This window comes from Sphingomonas sp. BL-S-25 (assembly GCF_055521555.1).
In genome coordinates this window covers 3,712,155-3,728,100 of sequence record NZ_CM145486.1, presented here as the reverse complement: position 1 = coordinate 3,728,100, position 15,946 = coordinate 3,712,155, and the positions used below count along the sequence as shown (strand labels likewise).

Here is a 15,946-nt window from a genome sequence, read left to right as displayed (position 1 = left end):
CTCGGCTATTCTGGAAATCACGCCCCTGCCCATCGCCCCGGCTTAGCGGTGCGCCGCGACCCTGCCTAGCGCTTCCCCGCCGCCGCCTCGGCCAGCCAGTCCTCGAGATTGGTGAAGCCGTCGCGGTCGCGATCGGCGGCGCCATCGGCTGGGTCGCGGGGGTTGAGGCCGTTGGCGCGTTCCCAGGCGTCGGGCATGCCGTCGCCGTCGCTGTCCTTCGCCGCCTCACCCGCCGGCAGATCGGGCCAGCCGCCGACCTGCGCCTGGCTGTCGATCAGCGCGCCGCCGCGCGACCGCACGCTCTCGACGATGCGCGTGTCCACGGAGTCTCGCCACAGCGACGCGCCGGCAGAGGCAAGGACGCGCTCGAACGCCGACGCATCTTCGGCGACCGGCGGCGCCTCGGCCGGGGCGGTCAGGCGGTTCTCTGGCCCGGTCAGGCCGGTGACGAGGCTCCAGGGATCGGTCGGCAGCTGGCCGTCCATCCGGTTGCCCGCGAACCAGCCGCGCCCGCCGGCGCTGGCCTCGTCAAAGGCGATTCCACCCTTGCTGGCGGGGCCTCGGACATAAAGGTTGCCGACGAAATTATAGGTCGAGCGGCTGACCTTGTCGGCATTGTAGCCCGCATGACTACCCGCCCAATTGTAGAAGACATTGGCGCGGATATCGAAGACCGCACCTTCCGGATCGATATCGGGATCATTGTAATTGCCCGGACGCGGCATGCGCGCGCGGTGGTGCGCCCAGAGATTGTGGTGGAAGCTGATCCGCGCGCCGAACCCCGACCGCAGCAGCGAGCCATAGCCGTGCGCGCCCTTGGCATGGCCCGACCGGTTGAGCGATTCGCCGATGATCGACCATTGCACCGTGACGTCGCGAACCACGCGTTCGGGATCCTTGCCCGGAGCGCCGACCGACAGCGTCTCGTCGACCGACCAGCTGGCCGAGACATGATCGAGGATGATGCGCCGCCCGGCCACGACCGACACCGCGTCGCTTTCGACATGCGATACGTCGCCCAGACGGGCGCGGATGAAGCGGATCACGACATCGTCGGCGGCGACCAGCAGCGGCTGGTCGCGCAGCGTGATGCCGCCGCCCGGCGCAGTCTGACCGGCGATGGTGATGCGCGGCTCGACGATCTTGAGCGGCTTGGCGAGGCGGATCGTGCCGGCGACCGCGAAGACGATCGTCCGCGGCCCCTTGGCCTCCACCGCCTCGCGCAGACTTCCCGTGCCGCTGTCGGCGAGCGTGGTGACGGTGAAGACGCGCCCGCCGCGCCCGCCGAGTGCGTGGGCGCCCGCCCCCTCGGCACCGGGAAAGGCAAGCGTCACGGATTGTGCCAGCGCCGGGCCCGCGGCGGTCAGGGCAAGCGCGATCAGCGCGGGACGGTGCATGCGTGTCACCCTTTGTCGGAGGAAGCGGGGCGGCACGGTCGAGACCGCACCGCCCCGGACAAGATCAGAAGATCAGCCGGGCGCCGACGGTGATGACCCGGCCGGTGCTGGCATAGGTCTGGGTCACCGGATTGGCAGAGTACATGGTGCGATACTGGGTCTCGTTGGTCAGGTTGCGACCCTCGAGCGTCAGTTTCGCAAAGGGCGTCACGCTGAAGGCGATCGCCGCGTCGATGTTCAGCGTATTCTCGTTATAGCCGAAGTCCGCCAGCACCGGCGAGTTGCAGGCCGCCCCCGCATTGGTGGTGGTGCCGACGCTGCACGTGCCCGTCGCCAGCGGGAAGCGGTTGACGTAGCGGGTGCGATAGGCGCCCGACACGCGCGCCGAGAATACGCTGTCCTCATAATAGAGCGTCGCGTTGAACGAGTCCGGCGAGGTGTTGAGGAACGGCCCCTCGGCGAAGGTGTTCACCGCGGTCGATGCGGTCCCGGTCTGGGTCGTGGAGAGCGTCGTGCCCGTCAGGTAGCTCAGGCTCGATTCGATATGGGTGTAGTTGGCGGTCACGCCGAACTTGTCGAACGGCGCCGGCAGGAACCAGAAATCGGTCTGGAGATTGACCTCTACACCCTTGATCGTGCCGCCCGGCGCGTCCTGGAACTGGCGGATCGCCCAAGTGCCGCCGGCCTGGGTATAGGCCTTCAGCGTCGGGCTGGTCATCGACTCGACGATCTGGTTGTAGATGGCCGGCTCGAACACCGACGACAGCGGCGCCTCGCCCGCAATCTGCTGCGGGAAGCTGTCGAGCGTCTTGTGGAACAGCGTGATCGCGACCAGCCCGTTGTTGCGGAAATAGCGTTCGAAGCTGAGGTCGAAATTGGTCGCGCGGAACGGGCTGAGATAGGGATTGCCCACCGTCACCGCCGGCGCCGCGCCCGAGGCGTTGAGGCCGCTAGCGAACGAGGTGGTGCCTGGCGTCAGGCTGGCCAGCTGCGGTCGCGAGATCGTCTGCGACGCGGCGAAGCGGACGATGAAATTCTCCATCGGCTCCCAGTTGATGTTGGTCGCCGGCAGCCAGTCCCAATAGTCATGCCGCGCGGTGACCGGGATGCCGAGCACCCCGTCGGTGCCGCCGACATTGCCCTGTCCGGTGACGCGGGTGTTGGCGACGCGCAGGCCGGCATTGCCGCGCAACGGGCGGCCGAACAGGTCGAGCCGGAAATCGACCTGGAAATAGCCCGAGACATCGCGCTCGCTGACCGAGTTGCGCTGACGCCCGTCGGCGACGGCGCGATAGTCACCCCATTTGTTGACGCAGTTACAGTTGATCCCGAACTGTTCGATGAAACGGTTGAGATCGGGCGCGTAGAAGCTGGTCGGCGTACCGGGCGTGACGTTCAGCCCCTGGCCGAAATTGATCGTCTGGCCCAGCGCGGTGATCGGGATGCCCGCCTCGACCAGCGTCGGGTTGATTGCCTCGATATCCTGGGCGCGGCGGCCCTGATCGCTTTCGAAGGCGAATTCCTTGTAGGTGCCGCCGAACTTGATCGTCATCTCGGGCAGCGCTTCGAAGGTGAAATTGCCCCGGGCGACGCGGAATTCATTATCGACGCGCGTGTTGAAGTAGCGGATCGTCGACAGGCCCTTCACCAGCGACCAGCTGCCCGGATCGGCAACGTCGAAGCCGGGGGTGAAGACCGGCATCTTGTCGCCGCCGCGATCGTCGAAGACATAGCCGTCGCGGTCCATCGCATTGAACTCGGCGAGCAGGCCGGTCGCCCGGAATTCGGATTTGGACCAGCCGAGCGTGCCGTCGAACACCAGTCCCGCCGCCAGGTCCTGGCGCAGGTTCAGCGTCGCCTGCTTGAACTCGGTGCGGCCGAACTGCGCGTCCGACGTGCTGCGCCAGTCGACATCGTCGAGCGCCAGATAATCGGCCTGGCCGGCGGCGTTGACATGGGCGGCGCGGATCTTGGTGTTCGGGCGGCCGATCAGCTCGTTGTAGAAGCCGGTGCTGTTTGCGGTCGGCACGTAACCCGGCGAGCGCGGATTGTTGTAATAATCATAGGGGTTGAGGTTGTTCGGGTTCAAGCTGTTGAGGAACCCGGGCAGCACTGCATTGCCGCTGAGCAGTCCGTCGCAGTCGATCGTCGCGCTGGGTACGCAGTTCGGATAGAGCGCGACCCGGTCGGCATTGCCGTTGGTCGTGCCCAGCGCCCGCAGCGTGCCCTGCGTCACGCGGGTGTTGGTGCCGTTGCGGTTCAGGCCGATCGTGGTGATCGAGTTGGAAATGCTGTCCTGATCATAGCGCGAGAAGACGCCGTCCAGCGTGATCTCGGTATGCTCGCTGGGCCGCCACTGGGCAGTCGCGGTCGCGCCGAACCGCTCATAGCTCAGTTCCTGACGACCGATCGACGGCAAGGCCGGGATGATCGTGGTCGGCGTGATCAGCGCATAGGCGGCAGGATCGGAACCGAAGGTCGGTCCGCTGCCGCCCGGGCGGGCGAAGCCGAAGGTGGCCGGGGTGACACCGTTCAGCTGCGAATTGCGATAGGCATATTCGAACTGGCCGATGTTGCGGCGATAGGAATCGATCTGCTGGTCCTGCTTCTGATAGGCGGCGGACACCAGCACGCCGAAAGTGTCGGTCACCCGCACCGAGGCGAGGCCGGTCAGGCGCGGGTTCCAGGTCTCGCCATTCTCGCGATATTCGGCGTCGGCGCCCAGCAGGAAGCGGCTCTTCTTGTACGCCAGCGGCCGACCGGTGGTCAGGTCGATGATCGCGCCGAGCGAGCCCTCGTCATTCTCGGCGGCCGTGGTCTTGGTGATCTTCACCCCGCCGAAAAGTTCCGAGGCGAAGGTGTTGAAGTCGAAGCCGCGGCTGCGATTGGCGCCCGCGTCCGACTGGTTGCCGCCCGCCACGTTCAGCGCGTCGGCGCCGTTCAGCCGCACCATCTGGAAATCGCCGCCAAGGCCGCGAATGGTGATGCTGCGCCCCTCGCCATTGTCGCGATCGATCGAGATGCCCGGCAGGCGCTGTATCGATTCGGCCAGATTGGCGTCGGGGAAATCGGCGATATCCTCGGCGGTGATCACGTCGACGATCTGGTCGGAGCGACGCTTCTCGTTGAGCGCGCTTTGCAGCGAGGCGCGGAACCCGGTGACGACGATCTCGTCGCCCTGCCCGCCCTCGACATCCTGGGCCGGCGCATCGTCCTGGCCATGAACGACGCCGATCGAGGCGGTAACCGGTGCACCGTCCTGCGCCTGAGCCGGGTTCGCGAGCATCGCGATTCCCAGTGCGCCCAGCGCCGCCGTTCCACGCAGCGTAGTCAGTCCGCGGCGCAAGCGCGCCGCACGATCGAGATCCAGCATTTCAAGCCTCCCCTGGCCAGTTTTCAGCGCCAAGCCCTTGCAAAGGCTTGCGTCCTTGATGACCGACGGGATGTCGAGCTGGGCGCACCGCACCGTGCGCGCCGGGCGATCGAGCCGCCCTTTCCTCCCCCATCAGCCCCGCGACTCTTCCGGTCGCATAGGACGCAAGCGCTTCGAAACGCCTGGTTCACTTCTTTTTGTGGGCAGGAGTCGATTTCAAGTCAACCGGTGTCATCGCGAAATCGGTTGCATGTTGCGCGAAGAATAGCCGCAGTCCGCCGTCAGGGCGCGCCGCGACGCGGGCGCGTCAATCGCGCCGAGGCGGTGCGACCGAGGCGCGATGGATCAGGGTGGAGGGGAACAGCGAGGGCTCCTCGCTGGCCAGATCGTCGCCGAAGAAATCGGCCAGCAGCTTGAGCGCAGCCGAGCGCGCCATCGAGATGATCGGCCAGTGAACCGTCGTCATCGGCGGCCAGATGTGCGACGCGATCGCAGTATCGTCGAACCCGATGATGCTGAGATCCTCGGGCACGTTCATCCCCCGGCGGCGCGCTGCGTGGAGCGATGCGGCCGCCATTTCGTCGTTCGAGGCGAAGATCGCGGTCGGCCGCGGCGACAGGTCGAGCAGCCGGTCGGCGGCGGCAAGGCCGGTCTCGAACGTGTAATTGCCATCGGCGATCAGGCTGCGCGGCAGCTTGATCCCGGCGGCAGCGACCGCCTCCTCGAATCCCTTGCGCCGCTCGCGCGCGGAACGGAATCCGTGCGGCCCGGCGATCAGGCCGATGCGCGTATGGCCCAGCGAAATCAGATGGTTGACCGCTTCGCGCACCACCTCGCTGTCGTTCGACGCGACCATGTGCTCGGGGGTGTCGAGCGTGGTCGATCCCATGCGGACATAGCGGCAGCCAATCTCCTGGCAGACCTGCGCCAGCATGTCATTCTCCGACACCGGCGGCAGGATCAGCACGCCGTAGAGGCGCTGGCGCTCGAGGAAATTCTTAACGTCGGCCAGCATCGTCGACGATCCGCGATCGATCGGCCGGACGATCAGCTCGAACTCGGTATCGCGGATCGCCTCGAGGATGCCGGCCTGGACGTTCATGACCATCTGGGCATTGGGATTGTCGTGGATCAGCCCGACCAGGAAATTGCGGCGGAGCGCCAGTGCCCGCGCCTGGACGTTGGGGACATAGCCGATGTCGGCAATGACCTTCTCGACCTTCGCCCTTGTGTCGCCATTCAGCAGCGGCGACCGGTTGATCACGCGGCTGACGGTCTTTTTCGAGACGCCCGCCAGACGCGCGACATCGTTGATGGTTGGCTTGCCCATGCTGTTCATCGCTCGACGCTACACTGTCGCGCGGGACAAGGCGAGACTGTCCGGCGGACAAGAAGCCGGCACCGCAAAATCGGGGTCTTGCGGAGGCGTTTCGCCGGGTATACCCGTTTAGGTAACCGGTGACATGGTCACCCAGTCCAAGCGGAGAGGCCCCTGATGAAGAAGATCGCCCTGTTTCTGGCCTGCCTGATCGCCGTCCCCGGCGCGGCGATGGCGCAGGCCGCATTTCCCGGCGCCGTCGGCCCGGCGGCGGAGACGGTCGGCGGGCGCGGCGGCCAGATCATCCGCGTGACCAACCTGAATCCTAGTGGCCCCGGATCATTCAAGGCAGCGGTCGAGGCCAAGGGTCCGCGAATCGTCGTGTTCGACGTGGCGGGCGTCATCGACATGAAGCGCGAGCCGATCGAGATCCGCGAACCGTTCCTGACGATCGCGGGTCAGACTGCGCCCTCCCCCGGTGTCACGCTGATCAAGACGGGCATCGACGTCCGCACGCACGACGTGATCATCCGCCACATCCGCGTCCGCACCGGTGCAGACAACCAGCCCAAGCGCAGCGGCTGGGAAGCCGACGCCTTCTCGACCGTCGCGGCGCGCAACGTGATCATCGACCACAATACGTTCAGCTGGGCGATCGACGAGAACATGTCGGCCAGCGGCCCGCGCTTCACCGGCAACAGCGTCGCCGACTGGCGCAACGGCACCAGCCGCAACGTCACCTTCTCGAACAATCTGGCGGCCGAGGGGCTGGCCGATTCGAGCCATCCCAAGGGCGAGCATTCCAAGGGGTCGCTGGTTCACGACAACACCACCGGCATCGTCTTCTACCGCAATGTGTGGGCGCATAATGTCGAGCGGCATCCGCTGGTGAAGGGCGGCGCGCAGGTGCTGATGGTGAACAACCTGATCTACAACCCCAAGCACCGCGCGGTTCACTATAATCTGATGGCGCTGGAATGGGGCGATCATCCCTATGTCACCGGCCAGATCACCGCGATCGGCAATGTGATGCGCGGCGGCAACGACACCGACAAGGACCTGCCCTTCCTGATGATCGGCGGCGACGGCGATCTCGATTATTATGGCCGCGACAATCGCGCGGTCGACCTGCACGGCAACAAGCTGCCGATGTTCGGCCGTTACGGCGAGACCAGGGCGAAGATTGTCGAGAAGCAGGCGCCGATGATGTCCACTGCCGGCATGACCGTGCTTCCGTCGGGCCAGGTCGAGACCAGCGTGCTCGCCACTGCGGGCGCCCGCCCCTGGGACCGCGACGACGACGATATCCGCGTGCTTTACTTCGTCGCCGAAGGTCGCGGCTTCGTGATCAACGACGAGAAGGAAGTGAGCGCCTATCCCTCTTACGGGGCGGTGTTCGCGCCGTTCAACGAGGCCGAGTGGAACCTTGACACGATGGAGCCGAAATCGGGTCGCTATCCGGGGCAGAAGGGCCCGATCCAGGAGCATCTGAGCCCGCGCGACGCCGACATGCGTCAGGGCGCCAAGTGAGCGCGCTGCTGGCGCTGGCGGTGGCGTTCCTGCCGGTGCAGGACGCCCCGCCCGCTCCGGCGGCCGCCAAGGCACCGCCGATGGTCGTGATCGACGAGCGCGACACGATGCGCCAGGAACCGACGCCGCACGGCAAGATCGGGATCAGCACGGCCTATCGCATCAGCGACGCCGCGCCCCAGCCGCGCACGATGGAGTTCCGCAAGCGCATCCTGCCGCCGGGCGCCGCGATCGGCCTGCACCCGATCGCGCATGACGAGGTCTATTACGTCCTGTCGGGCGAAGGCGACGTGACCTCCGACGGCGTGACCAGGAAGATGGGGCCCGGCATGGCCGCCTATCTCTATGACGGCGCGGTCGTCGGCATCCGCCAGACCGGCAGCGCACCGCTGGTGCTGATCATTTCCTATCCGGTGACGGCCGCGAAGGACTGAGCAGAGTCTTTTTAGATTAGCTACTTATCTCCTCTCCGGAGGGAGAGGGGGACCGTGCGAAGCATGGTGGAGAGGGGATATCCTCAGGCGGACTGGACGGAGTTGGAGAGCTGGCTAAATCGGGAAATCCGGATCGGGCTGTTCTCAACTAGAGTACATCGCTCGCGTATACTCCCTCTCCACCAGCCTGCGGCTGGTCCCCCTCTCCCTCCGGGAGAGGATTATATTTCCCGATCAACTGCTTAACTCCTTCGTCAACTGCCCGGCTGGATATAGGGCACGCGGGCGAACAGTTCGCGTTCCCATTTGCGTGGGTCGTTGACCGCGCGGCTCGCGGTGTCGAAGACCATCGTCGCGCGGCCGGGCAGCGTATAGGCGGGCCAGGCTGGCACGCCTTTCCCCGCCGGGCGGCCGGTGCGCGCGACCGCGGCGAAGGCAGCCATCATCTGGCGGCTGAGGCGCTGCGCCGCGGGCCCGGTGCCGCTGATCGATCCTTCCGCGCCCAGCGTACCGAACACCAGCGGGATGTCGCCGGTATGTGGTGCCCCGCGCTCGGGCTTCACCGGCGACTGATAGTCGAGCTGATAGACCCAGGTCGCCTTTGCCCCTGCCGCGGCGCGCGCATCGGCCTCGATCACCTGCCCCGGCCAGCTGCGTCCCGCGGTGGTCGCGCGGTAGAAGATTGCCTCAGGCGTGTCCTGCGGGAAGCGGCGGCGATATTCGCTCACCACCCATTCTGGCAGGATGTCCATGCGCAATTCGGGCGCCATCGTCGCCGCGAGATTGTCCCAGTTCAGCGCCCTGATCCGCGGAGAATCGGGCGAGATGAACGCGCGCGTCTCGTCGCGGGTGTTGCCCAGGATCATCGGCATCGCGTTCGACTGCGGATTGGCGTCGGGCCAGAAGGGGTGACGCGACAGCCATTTCATGTCGAGCACCGGCCCGAAATAGACGCCCCCGCCCAGGATCGGGTCGGTCGCCTCCAGCGCCTCGACCAGTCTCTCGACCGGCAGGTCCAGCAGCGGCGACAGGTCGCTCTCGCGCACGCCCAGCTTCGCGAGATAGGCCTGGGTGCGACGCGTGGCGTTGAGTGGGCCGGAGGCGGTGACCTGCTGGCCGCTCATCGTCGCGGCGGAGTGGAACAGACCCTTGGCGGCGGGCATGCCCATCATCGTCGCGATCTTGGCGCCGCCGCCCGACTGGCCGAAGACGAAGACCCGGCCGGGATCCCCGCCAAACGCGGCGATATTGTCGCGCACCCATTGCAGCGCGAGGATCAGGTCGAGCTGGCCGACATTGCCGCTGTCGGCGAAACGCGGGTCGAGCCGGGCGAGATAGAGATAGCCCAGCGCGTTGAGCCGGTGGTTGACGGTGACGACGACCACATCCTCGCTCGCCGCCAGCACCGCACCGTCATTCTGCGGATCGGTGACCGATCCATTCGAATAGGCACCGCCATGGATGTAGAGCATCACCGGCTTGCGCGCCCGCGACGGCGCGCCCGGCGTCCAGACATTGAGGTAGAGACAGTCTTCGCTCTGCGGTCGATAGGGCCCGCGCTGGGGACAGACCGGTCCGAAGTCATGTGCCGGCCGTCGCAGCCCCGGCGTCGCGAAGGCAATCGGCGCGCGGAAGCGCGGGCCATTGCCATAGCGGATGCCGCGAAAGCGCCAGACGCCGCCGACCGCGTCGCCCTCGAAAATACCGCTCGGCGCCGTCACTACCGGTGCGCCTTGCGCGAACGCACGCGATGGCACCAGCGTCAGGCCCAGCCCGCCGGCAATGCCGCCGGCCAGCACCGAACGTCGCGAAACTGCGTCCATCATCCTCTCCCGAACTTCAGGCGTACCGGCGAGAGGCCGCCCTTTCCTATCTGCGAACGTCGAGCCCTTCGCCGAATGCGGCAAGGTCGGCGCGGGTGAACAGGCTGGCGTCACCCGGCAGCGAATGCTTGAGGCAGGTCAGCGCCAGACCGGCCTCGGCCGCCGCCTTGGCATCGCCGCATTCCAGCAGGCCGTGCAGCACGCCCGCGGCAAAAGCGTCGCCGGCACCGATCCGATCGACGATCCCGGCGACCAGCACTTCGTCGGTCTGGTGCGCACCCTCGCGCGTGTCGATCCGCGCCGCGATCCGGTGGCTGTCGGCATCGTCGACATGGCGCGCGGTCGAGGCGATCAGCTGGAGCTTCGGGAAGGCGTCGAACGCAGCCTCGGCCGCCTCGCGCCGGCGCTCCGACCCGTCTCCCGAAAAGGGCTTGCCGAGCAGCAATGAGATGTCGCGGTGATTGCCGAACAGGACGTCGGCATGGCCGATCAGCCGGCTGAGCACCGCGCGCGGATCGCTGTCCCAGGCCTCCCAGAGTTTCGCGCGGTAATTGCCGTCGAACGACACCGGGATGCCGCGGTCCGACGCGGCCTCTGCGGCAGCGATGGCTGCTTCCGCCGTATTGGGGCCGAGCGCCGGAGTGATGCCCGACAGGTGAAGCCGGGTCGCACCGGCAAGCGCCGCGTCCCAGTCCCAGGCATCGGCACCGCGCAGCGCGAATACCGAATGCGCACGGTCATAGACGACTTCCGACGCGCGCAGTCCGGCGCCGGGGGTCAGGAAATAGAGACCCAGCCGGCCAGGCTCGACCGCGATCGTCGAGGTGTCGACGCCGCGGCGGCGCAGCTCGCCGGTCACCGCGCCGCCCAGCGGATTGTCCGCGACCGCGCTGATCATGCGGACCGGATGGCCGAGGCAGGCGAGGCCGGTGGCGACATTCGCCTCGGCCCCGCCGACATTGACCTCGAGCTTCGGCGTCTGAAGCAGCAGCTCGCGCCCCGGCGGCGACAGCCGGAGCATCAGCTCCCCGAAAAAGGCGATGGTCATCGCGCCAGCCAGCCGCCGTCGACCGCCAGGACATGGCCCTGGACATAGTCGGATGCGGACGAAGCGAGGAACACCGCCGCCCCGCCCATGTCGTCGGGCGAGCCCCAGCGCGCGGCGGGGATGCGGTCGAGGATCGACTTGTTGCGATCGGCATCGGCCTGGAGCGCCGCGGTGTTGTTGGTGGCGATATAGCCAGGCGCGATCGCGTTGACGTTGACCCCCTTCGACGCCCATTCGTTCGCCAGGATCTTGGTCAGTCCGCCGATGCCCGACTTGGACGCGGTATAGCTCGGCACGCGGATGCCGCCCTGGAAGGTCAGCATCGAGGCGATGTTGATGATCTTGCCGCGGCCCTGCTTCACCATGTGGCGGCCTGCCGCCTGGCACAGGAAGAACACCGACTTGAGGTTGGTGTCGACCACCGCGTCCCAATCCTCCTCGGTGAAATCGAGGCTGTCGTTGCGGCGGATGATCCCGGCATTGTTGACCAGGATGTCGAGCCTTCCCAACTTGTCCACAGCCTCGTCCACAACCCTGTCCACAGGCTCGATGGTCGAGAGATCGGCCGAGATGATCTCGGCGCGGCGGCCCAGCGCGCGCGCCTTTTCGACGGTGTCCTCGGCCGGGGTACGGCCCACCGCCGCAATGTCGGCACCCGCCGCGGCGAGCGCCAGTGCGATGCCCTGGCCGATGCCGGTATTGGCGCCGGTGACGACCGCGACGCGGCCGGTGAGATCGAAGGGGTTGGTCATTCCACATCCTCTCCCCCTCCCGCCTGCGGGAGGGGGTCGGGGGGTGGGCCCCCGCTATCCGGTAACGATAGCGCTCGTATCGGCCGGGAGCCCACCCCCCGGCCCCCTCCCGCGCGCGGGAGGGGGAGCAGGAGATTTACGCCAGCTGGCAGATGTCCAGCACGTTCATGTCGGTATAGTCCTGGTTCTCGCCGGCCATCGCCCAGATGAAGGCGTAGGACTTGGTGCCCGAGCCCATATGGATCGACCAGGGCGGGCTGATCACCGCTTCCTCATTGGCCATGACGATGTGGCGGGTCGCCTCGCCCTCGCCCATGTAGTGGAACACGCGGTCCTTCTCGAGATCGTCGAGCTCGAAGTAGAAATAGATCTCGCTGCGGCGCTCATGGATGTGCGGCGGCATCGTGTTCCAAACCGAACCCGGCTTCAGCACCGTCAGGCCCATGACCAGCTGGGCGCTGTCGCACACGCCGGGGATGACGAGCTGGAAGATCGTGCGCTCGTTCGATTCCTCCAGGCTGCCGCGATCCAGCGCGTTGGCGTCGGCAATCGACAGCTTGCGCGTCTGGAAGCCCTTATGCGCCGGGCACGACGCCAGGTAGAAACGTGCGCCCTCGCCCGAGAACTGCACGTCCTTGGCGCCCATCGTCACATAGACGCAGTCCTTGTTGCCGAGCGTGAAGACTTCTCCGTCGACAGTGACGGTGCCTTCGGCCTTGCCGACATTGACGACCGCAAGCTCGCGACGCTCGAGGAACGGGTGGCCGGCCGCGGACGCAGGCTCGGTCTGCGCCGGAAGCGCGACCGGGGTCGCACCGACCAGCACGCCGCCGATCACGAAGCGGTCGGCATGGGTGTAGTTGAGCACGCACTCACCCTCGCGGAACAGGTCCGAGATCAGATAGCGGTCGCGCAGCTCGTCATTGGAAACGCACTCCATCATGTCGGGATGCGTTGCATAATAGGTACGGTCGAACATGGTCTGCTCCGATTGGAAGGTCAGGCTGCCGCCGCGACGGGCGCGGGGGCGGGTTGGTCGAGCTTGTACGCCTTGCGCACCAGCCCGTTGGTAAGGTCGTAGGCGAGTTCCGCCGCTTCCCAGTCGAGCATGCGGCCCTCCGCCACCAGCCGGGCGAGGAAGCCGCAATCGATGCGGCGCGCGACGTCGTGGCGCGACGGTATCGACAGGAAAGCGCGGGTATCGTCGTTGAAGCCGACGGTGTTGTAGAAGCCGGCGGTCTCGGTCGTCATCTCGCGGAAGCGGCGCATCCCCTCCGGGCTGTCGTGGAACCACCAGCTGGGGCCGAGCTTCAGGCAGGGATAATGACCCGCCAGCGGCGCCAGTTCGCGCGCATAGCTGCTCTCGTCGAGCGTGAAGAGGATCACCGACAGCTCGGTCGAGGTGCCGAACCGGTCGAGCAACGGCTTGAGCGCCGAGACATAGTCGGTGCGCATCGGGATATCGGCGCCCTTGTCGCGCCCATGGCTGGCGAACAGGCCGCCATTATGGTTGCGGAAGCTGCCCGGATGGATCTGCATGACCATGCCGTCCTCGACGCTCATCGCCGCCATCTCGGTCAGCATCTGCGCGCGGAACAGCTCGGCGTCCTGCGGGGTCCAGCGGTCCGACAGGATCGTGCGGAACAGCCGCTCGGCCTCGTCATGCGTCAGGTTCGCGGTCTGCGCGGTGACATGGCCGTGATCGGTCGCGGTCGCGCCCGCCGCGCGGAACTCCGCGCGACGCTTGCGGTGCGCGGCCAGATAGCCGTCCCAGCTATAGACGTCCTCGCCGGTCTTCTCGGCGAAGACGCGCATCGCGTCGCCGAACTGCTCATGCTCGACATCGATCACCGCGTCGGGGCGATAGGTGGTGACCACCCGGCCCTGCCAGCCGCTGGCCTGGATCGCATGGTGCGGGGACAGATCGTCCTGTGGCCCCTCGGTCGTGGCAAGGAAACCGATGTTGAACCGGTCGAACAGCGCGCGCGGCTTGAACGCGTCGCTGGCCAGTTGCTCGTTGATCCGGTCGTAATAGAGGTCGGCGGTCGAGGCATCGAGCGCGACGTCGAACCCGAACACCTCGCCGAACACATGGCTGAGCCACATGCTGGACGGGGTGCCGCGGAACAGGTGGATATTCTCGGCCAGGATCCGCCACGCCTTGCGCGGGTCATGGGCGGGCACGCCATTCTTGTCGGGCACGCCCAGGTCCGCCAGCGCGATGCCCTGCGAATAGAGCATGCGATAGAGATAATGGTCGGGCGCCAGCAGCAGTTCGGCCGCATTCGACCAGTTCTCGTTGGTCGAGAACCAGGTCGGATCGGTGTGCCCGTGCGGGCTGATGATCGGCAGCCCGGCCACCTCGCGGTAGAGCTCGCGCGCGATGCTGCGCGTGCGCTCTTCCGCGGGGAGAAGCCGGTCGGGATCGAGCTTCAATGGCCTGGACATTCGAACTTCCTTACGCTTGCTTTTCGCGGAACATGACGTTCGCGAGGATACCCAGCACTGCGACTCCGGCAAAGGCGATCAGCAGGCCGTAATAGGTGCCGTCGGACAGGCAGGGCGATGTCGGGCCCATCCACACCGGGATACACTCGCTGCCCGGCGCGCGCTTGCCGGTGGCGAGGAAGATGATCACCGCGATCAGCCCGGAGATCGAGGCGATGATCACCGCCCAGGGCGTCGAGCTGCGGAACCTCTCGACACGCTCGAGCCGCGGCGCCAGCAGATGGACCGACAGGACCGCGAGGAAATATGCGGCGCCCGCAACCACGAACAACGGGGTATAGGTGCCCAGCCGGTCGAGCACGTCGCCCGCATATTTCGACATGATCGCGCCGCCGATCGCACCGGCGGTGCCGCCGATGCCGATCACCGCACCCACCGCGAACCGCGGGAAGGTGTCTGACGGAACCGCATAGAGATTCGCCGAAAAGCCCTGATGCGCCGCGGCGGCGATGCCGATGATGACGACGCTGACCCACAGGTTCGGCACCGAGGTGGCGAACACGACCGGCAGCACGAACAGCGCGCAGACGAACATCGTGATCTTGCGCGCGCGATTGACGTCCATCCCGGCCTTCATCAGCCGCCCCGACAGCCAGCCGCCGGCGATGCTGCCGACGTCGGAGATCAGGTAGATGGCGCCCAGCGCGAGCACCGCGGTCGGCGTGGTCCAGGTCTTGAGGTCGACGCCGTATTGCGTACCGAGGAAGCCCGGCAGCCAGAACAGGTAGAACCACCAGATCGGGTCGATGAAGAACTTGCCGAGCGCGAATGCCCAGGTCTCACGCGTGGCCAGCAGCTTCAGCCACAGGCCCGGCGTCTTGACGTCGGGATCGGCCGGATCCTGGTTGATATAGGCCAGTTCCTCGGCGCCGACGCGCGGGTGCTTGGCGGGATCGTCGCGATAGATGGCCAGCCAGGCGATCAGCCACAGCACGCCGAAGATGCCGGTGGCGACGAACACGGTGCGCCAGCTCATATGGAGCTGGGAGATCATCACATAGACGATCAGCGGCGTCAGGATCGCGCCGACATTCGCACCGGCGTTGAACAGGCCGATGGCGAAGGCGCGTTCCTTCTGGGGGAACCACTGGGCGACCGACTTCACGCCGGCGGGAAAGTTTCCGGATTCGCCGATGCCCAGGCCGAAGCGGGCGAGCGCGAACTGGGTGACGCTGTACGCGCCGCCATGGGCGATATGCGCGATCGTCCAGATGACCACCGCCACGGCATAGCCGAAGCGTGCGCCAACCACGTCGACGACCTTGCCGAAGCCGATATAGCCGATGGCATAGGCGACCTGGAACCAGACGACGATGTCGGCATAGGTCCGCTCGTCCATGTGGAGCGAGGGATCGTCCATCATCGTGGGCTTCAGCAGCCCGATCATCTGCCGATCGATATAGTTGATCGCCGTCGCCGCGAAGAGCAGCGCGACCACCATCCAGCGATAGCGGCCCATGCGTTCGACGGTCGCGGCGATCGTCGCCTCACCGTTACTCGCCATACCCCTCTCCTTCCTCGTCCTTTTGCCCGTTCCGCCGCCCGACCGTGTCTCCCCGGCCCGTTTGGCCCCGGGGCGACGCCGGCCATGGCGCCAGTCGAAATCCGTTGCCCATGTGCCGGGCATGTCCGCGATCGGGGCCATGCCCGATCCTGGCGCAGCATCGCGTCGCGCGTATGTCAGTCGGCCGTCCGGCCGACGCGACGCCACGGATTGTTAGCGCTACCGTCCAATCGAGGGAACCCAAGAGTGCCGGCCTTTC

The 15,946-nt window shown here is 66.6% G+C and carries 10 protein-coding genes and 1 pseudogene; 2 read left to right on the top strand and 9 right to left on the bottom strand.

Annotated features, from left to right (window positions below; genetic code table 11):
* Positions 1-65 precede the first annotated feature (65 nt).
* The 3 genes from ACZ1H8_RS18100 to ACZ1H8_RS18090 all read right to left on the bottom strand — a co-directional run bounded on the left by ACZ1H8_RS18100 (position 66) and on the right by ACZ1H8_RS18090 (position 6,109).
* Positions 66-1,397 carry a pectate lyase gene (locus ACZ1H8_RS18100; RefSeq protein WP_465178603.1) on the bottom strand — a complete coding sequence of 444 codons (1,332 nt, stop codon included), beginning with the start codon at positions 1,395-1,397 and terminating at the stop codon, positions 66-68.
* 64 nt (positions 1,398-1,461) lie between these two features.
* The gene (locus tag ACZ1H8_RS18095; protein WP_465178602.1) at positions 1,462-4,770 is read right to left on the bottom strand and encodes a TonB-dependent receptor domain-containing protein; all 3,309 of its coding nucleotides are present in this window, start codon (positions 4,768-4,770) and stop codon (positions 1,462-1,464) included.
* A 307-nt stretch (positions 4,771-5,077) separates the two neighbouring features.
* A complete protein-coding gene (locus ACZ1H8_RS18090; protein WP_110156150.1) occupies positions 5,078-6,109 on the bottom strand; it encodes a LacI family DNA-binding transcriptional regulator in 1,032 nt (343 codons plus the stop codon).
* Between the two features lie 156 nt (positions 6,110-6,265).
* Between ACZ1H8_RS18090 and ACZ1H8_RS18085 the strand changes: the two genes are divergently transcribed.
* Positions 6,266-7,618 carry a pectate lyase family protein gene (locus ACZ1H8_RS18085; protein WP_465178601.1) on the top strand — a complete coding sequence of 451 codons (1,353 nt, stop codon included), beginning with the start codon at positions 6,266-6,268 and terminating at the stop codon, positions 7,616-7,618.
* Between the two features lie 80 nt (positions 7,619-7,698).
* On the top strand, positions 7,699-8,052 hold the full coding sequence (locus tag ACZ1H8_RS18080; protein ID WP_465181418.1) for a cupin domain-containing protein: 354 nt from the start codon (positions 7,699-7,701) through the stop codon (positions 8,050-8,052).
* Positions 8,053-8,306: 254 nt separating this feature from the next.
* On the opposite strand, the gene ACZ1H8_RS18075 is transcribed toward ACZ1H8_RS18080, so the two are convergent.
* The 6 genes and pseudogenes from ACZ1H8_RS18075 to ACZ1H8_RS18050 form a co-directional block, all read right to left on the bottom strand.
* The gene (locus ACZ1H8_RS18075; RefSeq protein WP_465178600.1) at positions 8,307-9,875 is read right to left on the bottom strand and encodes a carboxylesterase/lipase family protein; all 1,569 of its coding nucleotides are present in this window, start codon (positions 9,873-9,875) and stop codon (positions 8,307-8,309) included.
* A gap of 46 nt (positions 9,876-9,921) precedes the next feature.
* Positions 9,922-10,923 (bottom strand): PfkB family carbohydrate kinase, encoded by a 1,002-nt coding sequence (locus tag ACZ1H8_RS18070; RefSeq protein WP_465178599.1) that lies wholly within the window; start codon positions 10,921-10,923, stop codon positions 9,922-9,924.
* Entirely contained in the window at positions 10,920-11,675 is a 756-nt protein-coding gene (kduD, locus tag ACZ1H8_RS18065) for a 2-dehydro-3-deoxy-D-gluconate 5-dehydrogenase KduD (RefSeq protein ID WP_465178598.1), read from the bottom strand. Before kduD ends, ACZ1H8_RS18070 begins: the two co-directional genes overlap by 4 nt.
* Before the next feature lie 136 nt (positions 11,676-11,811).
* A complete protein-coding gene (gene kduI / locus ACZ1H8_RS18060) occupies positions 11,812-12,654 on the bottom strand; it encodes a 5-dehydro-4-deoxy-D-glucuronate isomerase (protein ID WP_465178597.1) in 843 nt (280 codons plus the stop codon).
* A 20-nt stretch (positions 12,655-12,674) separates the two neighbouring features.
* On the bottom strand, positions 12,675-14,123 hold the full coding sequence (gene uxaC, locus ACZ1H8_RS18055) for a glucuronate isomerase (RefSeq protein WP_465178596.1): 1,449 nt from the start codon (positions 14,121-14,123) through the stop codon (positions 12,675-12,677).
* A 250-nt stretch (positions 14,124-14,373) separates the two neighbouring features.
* Positions 14,374-15,687: pseudogene (locus tag ACZ1H8_RS18050) on the bottom strand (MFS transporter); the annotation flags it as partial.
* Positions 15,688-15,946 lie beyond the last annotated feature (259 nt).